This is a genomic window from Gordonia aichiensis (genome assembly GCF_039946255.1).
GTDB lineage: Bacteria > Actinomycetota > Actinomycetes > Mycobacteriales > Mycobacteriaceae > Gordonia > Gordonia aichiensis_A.
This window is the reverse complement of sequence record NZ_JBCDWL010000001.1, coordinates 26928-41568: the sequence shown is the minus strand read 5'-3', so window position 1 is coordinate 41568 and position 14641 is coordinate 26928. Positions and strand designations below refer to the sequence as shown.

15 protein-coding genes and 1 tRNA gene are annotated in these 14641 nt (G+C 69.9%); 10 read left to right on the top strand and 6 right to left on the bottom strand.

What is annotated here, in order from left to right; genetic code table 11:
* Positions 1-9 precede the first annotated feature (9 nt).
* Positions 10-1155: a TIGR03364 family FAD-dependent oxidoreductase gene (locus AAFO60_RS00195; protein WP_347954143.1), complete on the bottom strand. Its 1146-nt coding sequence runs from the start codon at positions 1153-1155 to the stop codon at positions 10-12.
* Between the two features lie 361 nt (positions 1156-1516).
* Between AAFO60_RS00195 and AAFO60_RS00190 the strand changes: the two genes are divergently transcribed.
* A complete protein-coding gene (locus AAFO60_RS00190; protein WP_347954142.1) occupies positions 1517-2263 on the top strand; it encodes a GntR family transcriptional regulator in 747 nt (248 codons plus the stop codon).
* A gap of 59 nt (positions 2264-2322) precedes the next feature.
* A complete protein-coding gene (locus tag AAFO60_RS00185; protein WP_347954141.1) occupies positions 2323-3018 on the top strand; it encodes a phosphonatase-like hydrolase in 696 nt (231 codons plus the stop codon).
* 13 nt (positions 3019-3031) lie between these two features.
* Here AAFO60_RS00185 and AAFO60_RS00180 read toward each other — a convergent pair whose 3' ends face one another.
* Both AAFO60_RS00180 and AAFO60_RS00175 read right to left on the bottom strand, forming a co-directional pair.
* Entirely contained in the window at positions 3032-4399 is a 1368-nt protein-coding gene (locus tag AAFO60_RS00180) for a ClC family H(+)/Cl(-) exchange transporter (protein WP_347954140.1), read from the bottom strand.
* A 64-nt stretch (positions 4400-4463) separates the two neighbouring features.
* Positions 4464-4549: transfer RNA gene (locus tag AAFO60_RS00175), tRNA-Leu, on the bottom strand.
* An 88-nt stretch (positions 4550-4637) separates the two neighbouring features.
* Between AAFO60_RS00175 and AAFO60_RS00170 the strand changes: the two genes are divergently transcribed.
* Positions 4638-5969 (top strand): M20/M25/M40 family metallo-hydrolase, encoded by a 1332-nt coding sequence (locus AAFO60_RS00170; protein ID WP_347954139.1) that lies wholly within the window; start codon positions 4638-4640, stop codon positions 5967-5969.
* A 40-nt stretch (positions 5970-6009) separates the two neighbouring features.
* Complete coding sequence (locus AAFO60_RS00165; RefSeq protein WP_347954138.1) at positions 6010-6549, top strand: YbhB/YbcL family Raf kinase inhibitor-like protein; 540 nt, start codon at positions 6010-6012, stop codon at positions 6547-6549.
* 97 nt (positions 6550-6646) lie between these two features.
* On the opposite strand, the gene AAFO60_RS00160 is transcribed toward AAFO60_RS00165, so the two are convergent.
* Both AAFO60_RS00160 and AAFO60_RS00155 read right to left on the bottom strand, forming a co-directional pair.
* Positions 6647-7744: a quinone-dependent dihydroorotate dehydrogenase gene (locus tag AAFO60_RS00160; RefSeq protein ID WP_347954137.1), complete on the bottom strand. Its 1098-nt coding sequence runs from the start codon at positions 7742-7744 to the stop codon at positions 6647-6649.
* A gap of 33 nt (positions 7745-7777) precedes the next feature.
* A complete protein-coding gene (locus AAFO60_RS00155; protein WP_347954136.1) occupies positions 7778-8785 on the bottom strand; it encodes a hypothetical protein in 1008 nt (335 codons plus the stop codon).
* Positions 8786-8875: 90 nt separating this feature from the next.
* Here AAFO60_RS00155 and AAFO60_RS00150 point away from each other — a divergent pair, with 90 nt between their 5' ends.
* From AAFO60_RS00150 to AAFO60_RS00125, 6 genes are all read left to right on the top strand, one after another.
* Entirely contained in the window at positions 8876-9715 is an 840-nt protein-coding gene (locus tag AAFO60_RS00150; protein WP_347954135.1) for an undecaprenyl-diphosphate phosphatase, read from the top strand.
* Between the two features lie 15 nt (positions 9716-9730).
* Complete coding sequence (locus AAFO60_RS00145; protein WP_347954134.1) at positions 9731-10405, top strand: MSMEG_4193 family putative phosphomutase; 675 nt, start codon at positions 9731-9733, stop codon at positions 10403-10405.
* A 30-nt stretch (positions 10406-10435) separates the two neighbouring features.
* Entirely contained in the window at positions 10436-11203 is a 768-nt protein-coding gene (locus AAFO60_RS00140) for a DUF3090 domain-containing protein (RefSeq protein WP_347954133.1), read from the top strand.
* The gene (locus AAFO60_RS00135; RefSeq protein WP_347954132.1) at positions 11200-12057 is read left to right on the top strand and encodes an SCO1664 family protein; all 858 of its coding nucleotides are present in this window, start codon (positions 11200-11202) and stop codon (positions 12055-12057) included. The genes AAFO60_RS00140 and AAFO60_RS00135 overlap by 4 nt, the downstream gene beginning before the upstream one ends.
* A 66-nt stretch (positions 12058-12123) precedes the next feature.
* Positions 12124-13374, top strand: a complete 1251-nt coding sequence (gene mshC / locus AAFO60_RS00130) for a cysteine--1-D-myo-inosityl 2-amino-2-deoxy-alpha-D-glucopyranoside ligase (RefSeq protein ID WP_347954131.1) — start codon at positions 12124-12126, stop codon at positions 13372-13374.
* Positions 13375-13383: 9 nt separating this feature from the next.
* Positions 13384-13692 (top strand): hypothetical protein, encoded by a 309-nt coding sequence (locus tag AAFO60_RS00125; protein WP_347954130.1) that lies wholly within the window; start codon positions 13384-13386, stop codon positions 13690-13692.
* Positions 13693-13728: 36 nt separating this feature from the next.
* On the opposite strand, the gene AAFO60_RS00120 is transcribed toward AAFO60_RS00125, so the two are convergent.
* A complete protein-coding gene (locus tag AAFO60_RS00120; RefSeq protein WP_347954129.1) occupies positions 13729-14631 on the bottom strand; it encodes a PAC2 family protein in 903 nt (300 codons plus the stop codon).
* Positions 14632-14641: the final 10 nt, after the last annotated feature.

Sequence of the window (14641 nt, the reverse complement as noted above, 5' to 3'; positions counted from 1 at the left end):
CTTCTCTGTTCAGGAAGCGGAGACGGGGTGGGGCAGGTTGCCTGCGAGGCTGCGGGCGGCCAGCTCGAGGCCGACGGTCATGCCGACCCCCGTGGTGACCGAGCAGGCGTGGACGTTGGGAGCGAGGCTGGTGTGCAGGTAGGGGGCGTCGGGGCTGCTGGCGTAGACGCCCTGCCACCGCTGCCGGATCGTCAGGTCGGCGCCGAGGACGTCTTCGATCTCGCGGCGGATGAGGTCGGAGACGTCTTCGGTGAGGAACGGTGCGGTCGAGGTCTCGATCCGGTGCGAGTCACCGATCAGGATCCCGCCGTCGGGGCGCTGGGTGAACATGATGTTGGTGTCGGCGGCGATCAGGGCCGGCCGCTCATCGGTGATGCGGGTCCGCAGCGCACCGACGGCCTCGGTGTCGGCGAACGCCCCGTAGCGCAGCAACGAGGTTCCGGTCAGGACGGCCGGGCGCACCCGGAATCCCGGATCGTCGGTCAGCATCATCTGCAGTGCGCAGCGCTTCATTCCGGCGGCATCGGCGGCTTCGGGCGCGACGTAGTCCAGATCGTGTCCGACGCAGACGAAGACGCGGGCGGCGCGGACGGTGCCGCGCGAGGTCCGGACTCGGACGCCCGACTCGGTCGCCTCGTCGATCCCGAGATAGGAGGTGCGCCAGCCGAACTGCACGCCGGTCCGGTCCGCGAGCCACGCGGCCAGTCGGGGCACCGCGGTGCGGGGATCCACCCGCAGGTCGTCGCCCAGCCGGGCGCCGCCGACGATGCTGTCGCCGCCGGTGCCGCCCAACTGGTCGCGGACCTGCGCCGCGGTCAGCATGGTCACCGAGTCGCGGGTGCTCGCGAGTTCGTCGATCACCGCGAGCTCATCGGTATGCCGGGCGACGGCGGCGCCGGCCTGCTCGGCGACCTCGAGTCCGGCGCGCGACGCCGCCGACAGCCAGCGCTCGCGGGCGCCCAGTGCGAGGTCGCGGAGCACACCGCTCTGTCCGGTGGCGCACACGTGGCCGAAGTTGCGGACCGACGCGCCCACGGGACGGTCGTCGCGATCGATCACGATGACGGAGAGTCCTTGGTCGGCTGCGGCGAGGGCGTGGCCGAGCCCCACCACGCCGGCACCGACCACCAGGACGTCACATTCGGAGTTGTTCACGCCGTTGACAGTTGTCGGCGGCGGGTCACTTCGCAACCCGAGAACGACTGTTGTCTGTACAAGTTGGCCAACGCTTCACATGGGCAACGAAGCGTTCACCGTTCGTTCACGGAGGGAGATGGAACCGGTGATCGTGCAGATTCGGCGACATAGGAAGCGAATGATTGCCCGAATCGGCCGGTAATTATCAAGGAAAATAACTTGATTTAAGTCTGATCAAGCATTCATGCATGATGAACGGCGTCGAATGTCGGCCGACTCGTCGGTCATCGACATGCGGAACTTCTCCGAGTCGACAGGAGTTCATCTGCCGGTTCCCGAGCAGACAGGCACGGTTACGATCTACTTGTATTATCAAGTTGTGTCGTCCCCTCTGCATCAACAGCTCAGTCGAGAGTTCAGGTCGCGGATCGCCTCGGGACAGTGGCCCGAAGGCGTCCGTGCCCCGAGCGAAGCAGCACTGTGCGCCGAGTTCGGCGTCTCCCGCGGGCCGATCCGCCAGGCGATGGCCTCCCTGCGGGCCGACGGCCTGCTGGTCGGCGGCCAGGGTCGCCCACCGCTGGTCCGCCGGAACGTACCCGAGCACTCGGCCACCGTGCTGGGGTCGTTCACCGCGTGGGCCGACAGCGAAGGGCACCGGCCCGGGCAGCGCACCCTGCTGCAGTCGCGGCACGCCGCCGACGCCCACCTCGCCGAATCGTTGGGGGTCGAGGTCGCAGATCCGGTCCTGACCATCGTCCGGGTGCGGACTCTCGACGACGAGCCCGCGCTGATCGAACGCGCCACGTTCATCTGGGAGATCGGTCGCCGGCTCATGGAGTTCGATCCCGACTCCGGGTCGATCAACCGCTTCCTGCTCGACAACGACGTCGACCTCTACAGTTCGGATCACCTGCTCGACGCCGTCGCGGCAGACGCCGAGGACGCCGAAGCCCTCGGCGTGGACGTCGGATCACCGCTGATGCGCGTCCGTCGGCGGACCCAGGACTCGGCCGGACGCATCATCGAGTGCGCCGACGACCGCTATGTGCCCGGGCACTGCAGCATTCGCATCACCAACCACCTGACCGCGGCGGCCGGCGGCATGGGCAAGATCCGCCTCGCCTGACACCCCCGCTGCATCCTCATTTCCACCTCATCCAGCACACCCGTCTGACAGGACCCCTCATGATCAGCCTCGCAGCCTTCGACATCGCAGGCACCACCGTCGACGACGGCGGCGCCGTCTACGTCGCACTCCGCACCGCAGTCGAAGAGACCGGAGCCACCGTCGCCGATGCCGACCTCTCGCACTGGATGGGCACCGACAAGGTGACCGCGATCGCGAACCTGGCGCGCATCGGCGGTGTCGAGCTCGACGCCGACCGGGTGCAGCAGACCTTCGTCCGCTTCGGCGAGGTGCTGGCCGACTCGTACCGCAACGATCCGCCCAAGCCCGTCGCCGGGGGAGAGGCGGCCATCGCCCGCCTCCAGGAGGCGGGCGTCAAGGTCGCGCTCACCACCGGTTTCGACCGCGCGGTGGTCGAGCCGCTGCTCGCGTCGCTCAACTGGGGTGTCCGCGGTGAAGGCGAGGGCTTCGCCCTGACCCTCGACGCGGTGGTCACCACCGACGACGTCGAGGCGGGCAGGCCCGCCCCCTACATGATCTTCCGGGCGATGGAGCGCTGCGGGGTCGCCGCGGTGTCGGAGGTGCTCGCCGCGGGCGACACGGCCGTCGACGTCCAGGCCGCCAACAACGCCGGAGCGGTCTCGGTGGGCGTGCTCACCGGGCAGACCCCGCGCGCGACCCTGGAGGCCAACTCGGCCGACCACGTGCTCGCCTCGATCGTCGACATCGTCGACCTCGACGGCGTCTTGAACTGATCGCCCGGGGCCGTCATCGGCGCCGGTGCAACGGATCCTCCAGATAGCTGTGCAGCATTCGGGTGCGCAGGGAGTCGTACACCGGCGCCGAGCCGGCCAATGACGCGGTGACCACGCTCGCCGTCACCGCGACGATCATCGGAATGGTCAGCGCGGTGACGGCGGTCATCTCGATCACCAGGACGACCGCGGTCAGCGGCACCCGGACCACTGCGGCGAACAGCGTGCTCATCCCGACGATGATCAACGCGGGCGTCAGCTCGGCGTACAGGGACTCGTCGAACACCTCCAGCAGCCGACCGAAGATGACGCCCGACAGCGCGCCGAGCGCGAGCATGGGCGCGAACAGTCCGCCGGGGGCGCCGGTCCCGTACGACAGGGGACCGGTGAGCATTCGCAGCGCGAGGAATCCGATCAGCGTCCAGAGGGCGAGCCGCTGGCCGTCGAGCATGCGTTGCGCGAGAGCGTCTCCGCCGCCGACCGCTTCGGGGACGGTCAGCGCCAGCACGCCGATGACGGCGCCGACGCCCGCGCCGATCGGCACCGGGGACAGGCGGATGCGACCGAACAGGTCGACGGCCCACATCACCGCCCTGCTGTAGAGCACCCCCAGTCCGCCGACCAGGACGCCGAAGACCAGGAAGATCCACAGCCGGCTCGGCGACGGATTGTCGATGCCGCCGGCCCGGAAGTCCGGGTGGTCGCCGAGGATCATCCGACTGAACACCACGGCCGTGGCCACCGCGGCGAGCGTCCAGACCGCGTACCGCAGGCGGATCTTCTTGGCGACCTCCTCGAACGTGAACAGCGCTCCGCCGATCGGGGCGTTGAAGGCCACCGCCAGGCCCGCACCGGCCATCGCCGTCTGCATCACCCGGATCTCATCGGCACTCGCCCGAACCAGGCGGCCGGCGGCCGCGCCGATCGCCGCACCCATGTGCACCGTGGGCCCCTCGCGGCCCAGCACCATGCCACCGGCGCCCATGCTGAGCAGACCGCCGAAGAACCGTGCGGGCACCACCGTCCACGGCGCCGCCGCGGACTGCTTGTCTTCGACCGCCTCCACCTGCTGGATGCCGCTTCCGCCCGCCAACGGCACCCACTGCACGATCCACACGGCCGCACCCGCGCACACCGCCGACAGCCCGATCACTGCGGCCACGCCGAGCGCTCCGTGCGAATGCGACCAGTCGAGCACCGTGGAGCGCCAGTCCTCGGCACGGACCAGCAACCAGCGGAAGGCGCCGCCGACCACACCGGTCAACGCGCCGGCCACCGCGGCGACGACGGCGAGGGCGATCAGGACCCGAGGTCCCGGGAACTCCGAATCGGGGCCGGGCTCGGGGGCCTCGTGCGGCCGGTCGCACTGGTCACCACTCACGCGAGACACCGTAACCCGACGAGAATCGCGACACCGGTATCGGTGTCGCGATTCTCGTTTGCGGTGTCCGAGGGGGGACTTGAACCCCCACGTCCGTTAATAGGACACTAGCACCTCAAGCTAGCGCGTCTGCCATTCCGCCACTCGGACTCATTCAGTTGTGCGCTCGCTTTTCGCTCGCGCCGCATAACAATAACCACTGTTGCCCCCGGATCCCAAATCCCCTACGAATGAAGAGGTGACAGGCTTACGCGCGACCGATGAAGTTGTCGATCTGGTCAGTCGGCTCATCCGCTTCGACACGTCGAACACGGGGGTGCCCGAGACCACCAAGGGAGAGGCCGACTGTGCCAAATGGGTTGCGGCGCAACTCGAAGAGGTCGGCTACACGACCGAGTACGTCGAATCGGGCAGGCCCGGCCGAGGGAACGTCTTCGCCCGGCTCGCCGGCGCCGATCCGGGCCGCGGTGCCCTGCTGATCCACGTCCACCTCGACGTGGTGCCCGCCGAGGCGGGCGACTGGAGCGTCCATCCGTTCTCCGGGTCGGTCCAGGACGGCTACATCTGGGGTCGGGGCGCGGTCGACATGAAGGACATGGCCGGCATGGTGCTGGCCCTGGCTCGGCAGTTCAAACGCGAGGGCACGGTCCCGCCGCGTGATCTCGTCTTCGCCTTCCTCGCCGACGAGGAGGCCGGCGGCACCTGGGGCTCGCACTGGCTGATCGAGCACCGCCCCGACCTGTTCGACGGGGTGACCGAGGCGGTCGGCGAGGTCGGCGGCTTCTCGCTCACCGTTGACCGACCCGACGGCACCGTGCGCAGGCTGTATCTGGTCGAGACGGCGGAGAAGGGGCTGTCGTGGATGAAGCTCACCTGCGACGCCCAGGCCGGCCACGGCTCGTTCCTGGCCGCCGAGAACGCCGTCACCGAGATCGCCGCAGCGGTCGCCCGCATCGGCGCCCACCGGTTCCCACTGGTGATGACCGAGTCGGTCAGCGAGTTCCTCACCGCGCTGTCGGAGGAGACCGGGCTCGACTTCAGCCCCGAGACCCCCGACCTGGAATCGGCGCTGTTCAAGATCGGCAACCTGGCCCGGATCATCGGCGCGACCCTGCGCGACACGGCGAATCCGACCATGCTCTCGGCCGGCTACAAGGCCAACGTGATCCCGCAGCACGCCGAGGCCGTCATCGACTGCCGAGTGCTGCCCGGGCGGCAGGAGGAGTTCGAGCGGACGATCGACGAGCTCATCGGACCGAACGTCAAGCGCGAGTGGATCACCCATCTGGACGCCTACGAGACCACCTTCGACGGCGACCTGGTGACGGCGATGAGCGATGCGCTGCTGGCCCACGACGAGAACGCGCGCGCGGTGCCCTACATGCTCTCGGGCGGCACCGACGCCAAGGCCTTCGCCAAGCTCGGAATCCGCTGCTTCGGCTTCGCGCCGCTGCAGCTGCCGCCGGACCTCGACTTCGCGGCCCTGTTCCACGGTGTCGACGAACGGGTGCCCGTAGACTCGGTTCTGTTCGGTACCAAGGTTTTCGAGCATTTCCTCCGCAACTGCTGACTGCTGTCGGCAGAGTGTGATTCGTCGAAAGGATCCGATTGTGACGACTTACCACCCGTATGAGGCGCTACCGCCGCTGCCGGAGATCACGGTGACCTCGTCCGACTTCACCGAGGGACAGACGCTGCCGATGCCGCAGGTGTCGGCGATCTTCGGGGCCGGCGGGGAGGACGTCTCCCCGCAGCTGAGCTGGTCGGGCTTCCCGGCAGAGACCAAGAGCTTCGTGGTCACCTGCTTCGATCCGGATGCGCCGACGGCGTCGGGCTTCTGGCACTGGGCCGTCGCCGACATCCCGGCCTCGGTCACCTCGCTCGCGACCGGCGCGGGCAGCCCCGGCTCGGCGGACCTGCCGGCCGGGGCCGTCACGCTGGGCAACGATGCGAGCCTCAAGCAGTTCGTCGGCGCCGGACCGCCTCCCGGCCACGGTCCGCACCGCTACATGTTCGCCGTCCACGCGGTGGACGTGGAGTCCCTGGACCTGCCGGAGTCGGCGACCCCGGGATTCCTCGGCTTCAACCTCTACTCGAGGGCGATCGCCCGAGGTGTCCTCACCGGCATCTACGAGCAGCCCTCCGAGTAGCCGGCCGAGCGCCGCACTCGTTGGAGCCTCAGTCTTTTGGAGCCGCAGTCTTGCACCCCGCGGGGGGCTCAGGTCATGGGGCTCGGGTCATGGCGGGTCAGGCCATCGAGCCGACCGCCTGGCGGATCGACCGGAAGCCCGCGGCATGGACGCGGGCGGCGAGGCCCTCGTTCAACTCACGCAGCCACACCGGACCGCCGTAGATGAAGCCGGTGTAGACCTGGAGCAGGTCGGCGCCCGCGCAGATCCGCTCCCAGGCCTGCTCGACGGTCTCGATCCCGCCGACGCTGATCAACGCCATCCGGCCCCCGACGCGCGCATGGAGCCGACGCAGCACCTCCAGGGATCGATCGGCGACGGGCGCACCCGACAGGCCTCCCGCCCCGCAGTCGGCGACGACCGCCGCCGGGGTGACCAGCCCGTCGCGTCGGATGGTGGTGTTGGTCGCGACGATCCCCGCCAGGCCCAGCTCGAGTGCCAGATCGGCGACCGCGTCGACGTCCTCGTCGGACAGGTCGGGGGCGATCTTCACCAGAACCGGCTTGTCGACCGCCTCCAGAACGGCGGCCAGGATCGGGCGCAGGGAGTCGACGGCCTGCAGGTCGCGCAAACCCGGGGTGTTGGGGGAACTGACGTTCACCACCACGAAGTCGGCGAGCGGGCCGAGCAGACGCGCGCTGTGCCGGTAGTCGTCGACCGCCGACTCGACCGGCACCACCTTCGTCTTGCCGATGTTGGCGCCGATGGGTACCCGGACCGGTCCCGGTCGCGGCCGCGCCAGCTTCACCGCGGCGGCGTCGGCGCCGGGATTGTTGAAGCCCATCCGGTTGATCAGCGCCCGATCGGCGGGGAGGCGGAACAGTCGCGGCGCCGGATTGCCGGGCTGCCCCTGCCCGGTGATCGTGCCGATCTCGGCGAAACCGAAGCCCAGCTGCCCCCACGCGTTGACGCTCGAGGCGCTCTTGTCGAAGCCGGCGGCCAGCCCGACGGGGGCCGGGAAGTCGACACCGAAGACCTCGTTGCGCAGAACTGGGTCGTGTCGGGCGAACAGCCGGGCCATCACGGTGCGCAGACCGGGCGCATGTCCTGCGCTCCGGATCACCGCGGCGACGATCCGGTGGATTCGCTCCGGGTCGACCAGGAACATGAGCTTGAGCAGCGGCGGATAGAGGAACCGGTTCAGGATGTTCAGCATGGGGTCTCTGCCTTCGTCGATCGGGGAGTGCGGCTACTTGACGGCATCGGGGGCGACGACCTGCAGCGCACCGTCGCGCCCGGACAGGACCAGCAGCGCGCCGCTGACCGGATCGACGTCCATCGAGGTGACCTGCGGGACGCTCGGGATCCGATGCTTCTCGACCGCCTCACCCGTGTCGAGCGCGTAGGCGGTGATCTCGTTGGTCGCCGTGCTCGAGACCCACAGCAGCTTGCGCTGATCGTCGAAGGCCAGCGCGTACGGGCTGTCGGCGACGGGGGCGCGCAGGCGCATCATGATCGGCTGGCCGTAGAACGCGTACACCTCGTTGTTCCGAGTGCCCGCGACCAGGACGCGCCCGTACTCGTCGACGATGGCGGTCGTCGCGCCGTCGCCGGCACGCAGCGCCGCCTTCAGTTCGCCGGAGTCGATGTCGACCGGCGTCACCGCCGACTGCGCTCGATCCAGCACCATCACCTGGCCGGCGAACTCGCCGGCCGTGCTCGGGGCGACCGTGATGTCCTCGATGCCGACGAACCCGCCGATGTCGCGCTGGAGCCGCCCGTCGCGCTCCAAGACCAGCAGGTGCCCGCGGTCGGTGCCGACCAGGATCCGCCCGTCGGCGGCGACGGCGATCGCCTGCGCGCCCCGCAGATCGGCCGGCTGCTCGGTGACGGCGCCGGCGGCGTCGATGCGGACCAGACCGCCCTCGCCCGCGCACAGGAAGCCGTCGCCCTCGGCGGTCAGCGCGGTCACCGTCGGCACCTTCACCCGCAGCGGCGCCGGCGCATCGGCGGCACCGGGCGCGGTGAAGATCTCGACGGTCTGCCCGCCGTCGGCGAGGACCGCGGCCCGCGACGCGCCGCCGCGGGCCGCCACCACCGTGGTCCCCGCGGACGCTGCGATCACCGTGCCCGCGGGCGCCGCCGAGCCGGCGGGGGACTGCGCCGCACTCGCCGGTGTGACAGTGGGCACATTCTGCTTCGGGCCCTCGTCGGATTGGCCGCAGGCGGTGAGTGCGGAGGCGGTGGCCACAGCCATGAGCAGGGCAGAGATTCTGGTTCGCACGCGCATGACACCATCTTGCGCGATGGCCTTGCCCGGCCGCGTGCATGGGTAGCATCAGCGCTCGTGATTGAGACGATGACGTGGCTCCAGGCGATCGTGCTGGGGGCCGTACAAGGCTTGACCGAGTTCCTGCCGATCTCCTCCTCCGGACACCTGCGGATCGTGTCGCAGATCTGGTTCGGACAGGACGCCGGCGCCTCGTTCACCGCGGTCACCCAGTTGGGAACCGAACTGGCGGTGCTCATCTACTTCGCCAAGGACATCTGGCGGATCGTCTGCGCCTGGTTCGCCGGTCTGCGCGACCAGACCAAGCGCGGGCTCGACTACCGCGTCGGGTGGTACGTGATTCTCGCCACCATCCCGATCGGCGTGCTCGGTTTCGCCTTCAAGGACCAGATCCGCACCGCGGGCCGCAACCTCTGGCTCGTCGCGATCATGCTGATCGCCTTCTCGTTCGTCTTCATCGCCGCCGAGCGGTTCGCGTCGCGGGCCCGGCCGCTGGAGAAGATCACCGGTCGTGACGCGCTCATCATGGGCGCCGCCCAGTGCCTGGCGCTGATCCCCGGGGTCTCCCGCTCCGGCGCCACGGCCAGCGCCGGCCTGTTCGTGGGTCTGCAACGCGAGGCGGCCTTCCGGTTCTCGTTCCTGATCGCCATCCCCGCCGTCCTCGCCTCCGGACTGTTCAGCCTCAAAGACGTCTTCGAGCCCGCGGGCGAAGGCGTCGCGGCCAGCGGTCCCCAGATCCTCGTCGCGACCGTGGTCGCCTTCGTCCTCGGCTACATCTCGATCGCCTGGCTGCTCAAGTTCGTCTCGCATCATTCGATGAGCTGGTTCGCGGGGTACCGGATCGCGCTCGGCCTGCTGGTGATCGTGCTGCTCTCGACCGGCGTCATCGTCCAGTAGCAGTAGCCTGTCCCCATGACGGTGATCCTCATCCGGCACGGGCGGTCGACGGCCAACACCTCCGGGCTGCTCGCCGGCCGCACCCCGGGCATCGGCCTCGACGACCGCGGTCGATCGCAGGCGGCCGATCTGCCCGCCCGCCTCGGCCCGCTGGTGTCCGAGCTGACCGCGGTGGTCCGCTCGCCCCTGCAGCGCTGCGCCGAAACCGTCGAACCGCTGGTGTCGGCGTGCGGCGACGTGCCCTACCTCGCCGAACCCGGTCTCGCCGAGGTGGATTACGGCGAGTGGAGCAACCGCAAGATCGCCGATCTGCTGACCGAGCCGCTGTGGAAGGTGGTGCAGCAGCAGCCCTCGGCCGCGGTGTTTCCCGGCGGGGAGGGGCTCCTCGACGTGTCCCGGCGCGCGACCGCCACGGTCCGCGACCTCGACCGCCGCCACGGCGGTCCCGACGGCCGCGGACTGTGGGTGGCGTGCTCGCACGGCGACGTCATCAAGTCGATCCTCGCCGACGCGCTGGGCATGCACCTGGACCAGTTCCAGCGGATCATCGTCGACCCCGGCTCCATCAGCGTCATCCACTACGGTCCGGCCCGCCCGTACGTCCACACGGTGAACAACAGCGGCGTGCTCGACCTGCCGCGACCGCCGATGGCCGCGGGCGCCACGGTGGGCGGCTCCACCGGCGCATGAGGCGCCGCAGCGGAAGGTAACGTTGGTCTCATGGCCCGTACGATCTACGAATTCCGGAGCCCGCGCCGTTTCGTCGCAGGCACCGTCGGCCAGCCGGGCGACCGCACCTTCTACATCCAGGTGTCGCAGGACTCGCGGCTGATGAGCGTCGAACTCGAGAAGCAGCAGGTCCTCATCCTCGCCGATCGGCTCGGCTATCTGCTCGACGAGGTCCGTCGCCGGTTCGGCACGCCGATCCCGCCCGAGGTCACCGACGTCGACGACGTCTCCCCGCTGGAGAGCCCGATCGACGCCGAGTTCCGTGTCGGGTCGATGGGACTGGGATGGGACGCCGACGCCGGCTCGGTCGTGGTCGAACTGCTCGCCGCCACCGAGCAGCCGCTCGACGAGTCCGTCATCCTCGACGACACCGAGGAGGGACCGGACACCGTCCGCGTCTTCCTGAAAGCCGATGCGGCCCGCGAGTTCAGTGCCCGCTCGCTGCGCGTCATCGCCGCCGGCCGCGCCCTGTGCCCGCTGTGCAACCAGCCGCTCGATCCGGGCGGGCACATCTGCGCGCGCAGCAACGGCTACAAGCGTGATGCCGAGTTCAGCCGTTCCCTCGAATTCGTCGACCCCGAGGTGCTGGCGAGCCTGAGCCGACTGGTGCCGGGCTTCGACGCCTCGTTCACCGTCGACGAGGAGGGCGACGACGATGAGGCCGACGACGATGACATGAACGACGACGATCTCAGCGACGACGACATCAACGACGACGGGCAGGCGACCGGCGAGGACGGGGACGACACCGAGCGGTGAACGCAGACTGCCTCGACCTGCTCGCCACCGGTGAACTGACGGTCCTCGGCGCGATCGGCTCGGCCAGCAATCTGACGGTGGCGTGCGAGGTGAGCGACGGCGCCGTCACCATGCGCTGCGTGTACAAGCCGGTCCGCGGCGAGGAACCGCTGTGGGACTTCCCGGACGGCACCCTCGCCGGCCGCGAGGTCGCCTCCTATCTGATCAGCGACGCCCTCGGCTGGGACCTCATACCGGACACCGTGCTGCGCGCGGACGGACCCGCCGACGTCGACCTCGGACCCGGAATGGTCCAGCGGTGGATCACAGCGCACCCCGACGACGGGGACGGAGACGACGGCCCGGGGGACGACGGCACCGGGGACGAACGCATCGAGGCCGTCGACATCGTGCCGGCCGGCGCCGTCCCGCCGGGTTACTGCCGCGTCCTGAACGCCTACGACCAGCGCGGCAACCACGTGGTGCTGGTCCACGAGAACAGCGATCGCCTGCGCCGACTCGCGGTCCTCGACGTGATCCTCAACAACGCCGACCGCAAGGGCGGGCACATCCTGGTCGACCGGGACCGGCGGCTGTACGGGATCGACCACGGCATCTGCCTGCACCGCGAACGCAAACTCCGCACCGTCCTGTGGGGATGGGCCCGCACCCCGGTCCCGGAGTCGGACATCGCCGATCTGCGTCGCCTCGGCACCGCCCTCGACGATCCGCGCGGACCACTGGTCACCCGACTGTCCGCATTGATCACCGAAGCGGAGATCGACGCCCTCGCGCGCCGCGTGGCGACGCTGGTCGGCGACCCGATCATGCCGGCCCCGCCCGCCGACCGGGCGATCCCGTGGCCGCCCTTCTGAGCCCGGCCGGCGGCAGGCACCACCCGGTCATCCCCGCGTCCACGCGCGGCACATACAGTTGACGGCATGCATTCGTGGCCGTCGCCCCCGATCCCGTCCGTGCCGGGCCCCGCTGTCCCGCTGCGCCTCTACGACACCTCCGACGCGCAGGTGAAGCCGGTCAGCCCCGGCGAGGTCGCGACCATGTACGTCTGCGGCATCACGCCGTACGACGCCACCCATCTCGGGCACGCGGCCACCTACGTCACCTTCGACGTCATCAACCGGGTGCTGCGCGACGGCGGCCACGACGTGCACTACGTGCAGAACATCACCGACGTCGACGATCCGCTGTTCGAGCGCGCGCAGCGTGACGGCATCGACTGGCGCGATCTCGGGTCGCGCGAGATCGACCTGTTCCGCGACGACATGGCGGCCCTGCGGGTGCTCGCGCCGCGCGACTACATCGGCGCCGTCGAATCCATCGACGAGGTCGTCGTGGCGGTCGGCGCCCTGCTCGAATCGGGTGCCGCCTACGTCGTCGACGACCCGGACCACCCCGACGTGTACTTCAGCGTCGACGCGACGCCCCAGTTCGGTTACGAGTCCGGCTACGACGACGCGACCATGGCGACCTTCTTCGCTGAGCGCGGCGGCGACCCCGACCGCCCCGGCAAGCGCAACCCGCTCGACGCCCTGCTGTGGCGTGCGGCCCGCGACGGCGAGCCGTCGTGGGAGTCGCCGATGGGGCCGGGGCGACCGGGCTGGCACATCGAGTGCTCGGCGATCGCCCTCAACCGACTCGGGATGGCGTTCGACATCCAGGGCGGCGGCAGCGATCTGATCTTCCCGCACCACGAGTTCTCGGCGGCCCACGCCGAGGCGCTGACCGGCGGGCGGCGGTTCGCCCGCCACTACGTGCACACCGGCATGATCGGGCTCGACGGCGAGAAGATGTCCAAGAGTCTCGGCAACCTGGTGCTGGTGTCGAAGCTGCGCGCCGCCGGCGTCGACCCGGGCGCGGTCCGTCTCGGTCTGCTGTCCGCGCACTACCGCGCCGACCGCATGTGGACCGACGACATCCTCGCGCAGGGGGAGCGTCGCCTGGCGAACTGGCGTCGCGCCGCCAAGCGGGAGACCGCACCCGACGCCACCGACACTCTGGCCCGGCTCCGACAGCACCTGGCCGACGACCTCGACACGCCGAAGGCGCTCGCCGCCGTCGACGCCTGGGCCGCCGACACGATCCTCGGGATCGGGTCGTCGACGACCGCCGGGCCGCTGATGATCGACGCCGTCGACGCACTCCTCGGTGTCGACATCGCCCCGGTCGGCTAGGCTTCGGCCGTGGCACGAGTTCAGGAGATCCCCGACGGCACCGCTGAAGGCGTCTGGACGGTCCTCACCCGCACCTCGACGTACCTCATCGACCTCGACGCGATGACCCTGCTGCGGGCGCCCGGCGTCGGCCGCACCGACGACCACCGCTGGGAGGTCAGCGAACTGCGGCGCGACTCGCAGGACATCCCGCTGCTGAGCATGAAGAGCTGCCGCGTCGGCGAACCCGCGCAGTTCTGGGTCCGCGCCGCCGACGACCCCGAGGTGCGAACGTGGCGGGTCACGACGCCGGTCGTGGAGATCGAACGGATCGGCTGACCGAGTCGGCCCCGCCGGGGACACGACGAGCCGGGGTCAGTCGGTGCCGTCGCCCCGACGGCGCAGATACTTCTCGAACTCGGCGGCGATCTCGTCGCCGTCGATCCGGAGCATCGCATCGCTCAGATCCTCGTCGGAGGCCTGTTCGAGTTCATGGACGTAGGCGGCCATGTCCTCGTCGTCCATCGTCATCTCGCTGATGGTGTCCTCCCACTCCTGAGCCTGCTGGGGGAAGGCACCGAGGGGGATCGGCAGCCCGGTCACCGACGCGAGATTGCGCAGCAGCGCCAGCGTCGCCTTCGGGTTCGGGGTGTGCGCGACGTAGTGGGGGACCGCGGCCCACAGCGACACCGACGGGATCCCGTCCTGCACGAACGCATCGGCCAGCACCCCGGTGATCCCGGTGGGGCCCTCGTAACGACTGAGCTCGAGCCCGAGCCGCTTGGCCGAGTCCGGGGACTCGGCGGTCCCCGAGACCGGCACCGGACGGGTGTGCGGGGTGTCGGCCAGCAGCGCGCCCAACAGGACCGCGGTCTCCACGCCCCGCGCCTGCGCCAGATCCACCAGCCGGGAACAGAAGGCCCGCCACCGATAGTTCGGCTCCGGGCCGAGGACGAGGATCACGTCGCGATCGTGGTCGGGCAGGACGCACGCCGAAACGCTGGTCACCGGCCACTCGATCCGCCGGGTGACACCGTCCTTCTGCCGGATCGTCGGGCGGGTGGCCTGGTAGTCGTAGAACTCGTCCGGGTCGATCTCCCAGATCGACGCCGCATCCCATGCCAGCGCCAGGTGCTCGACGGCCGCCGTGGCGGCGTCGGCGCCGTCGTTCCAACCCGAGAACGCCGCAATTAGAATCGGCCTGCGTAAAACTGGAAGGTCCGGTCGACGCCGTGGATCTGCCTGCTCAGCAGGACTTTCGTCCGGATTCGAATACATTCCACAGAGC

Bases quoted from the DNA above. Each gene is read 5' to 3' on its own strand.
- mshC (WP_347954131.1), top strand. From the start codon at position 12,124: ATGCATTCGTGGCCGTCGCCCCCGATCCCGTCCGTGCCGGGCCCCGCT.
- AAFO60_RS00160 (WP_347954137.1), bottom strand. From the start codon at position 7,744: ATGCTGAACATCCTGAACCGGTTCCTCTATCCGCCGCTGCTCAAGCTC.
- AAFO60_RS00120 (WP_347954129.1), bottom strand. From the start codon at position 14,631: ATGTATTCGAATCCGGACGAAAGTCCTGCTGAGCAGGCAGATCCACGG.
- AAFO60_RS00185 (WP_347954141.1), top strand. From the start codon at position 2,323: ATGATCAGCCTCGCAGCCTTCGACATCGCAGGCACCACCGTCGACGAC.
- AAFO60_RS00140 (WP_347954133.1), top strand. From the start codon at position 10,436: ATGGCCCGTACGATCTACGAATTCCGGAGCCCGCGCCGTTTCGTCGCA.
- AAFO60_RS00155 (WP_347954136.1), bottom strand. From the start codon at position 8,785: ATGGCTGTGGCCACCGCCTCCGCACTCACCGCCTGCGGCCAATCCGAC.
- AAFO60_RS00145 (WP_347954134.1), top strand. From the start codon at position 9,731: ATGACGGTGATCCTCATCCGGCACGGGCGGTCGACGGCCAACACCTCC.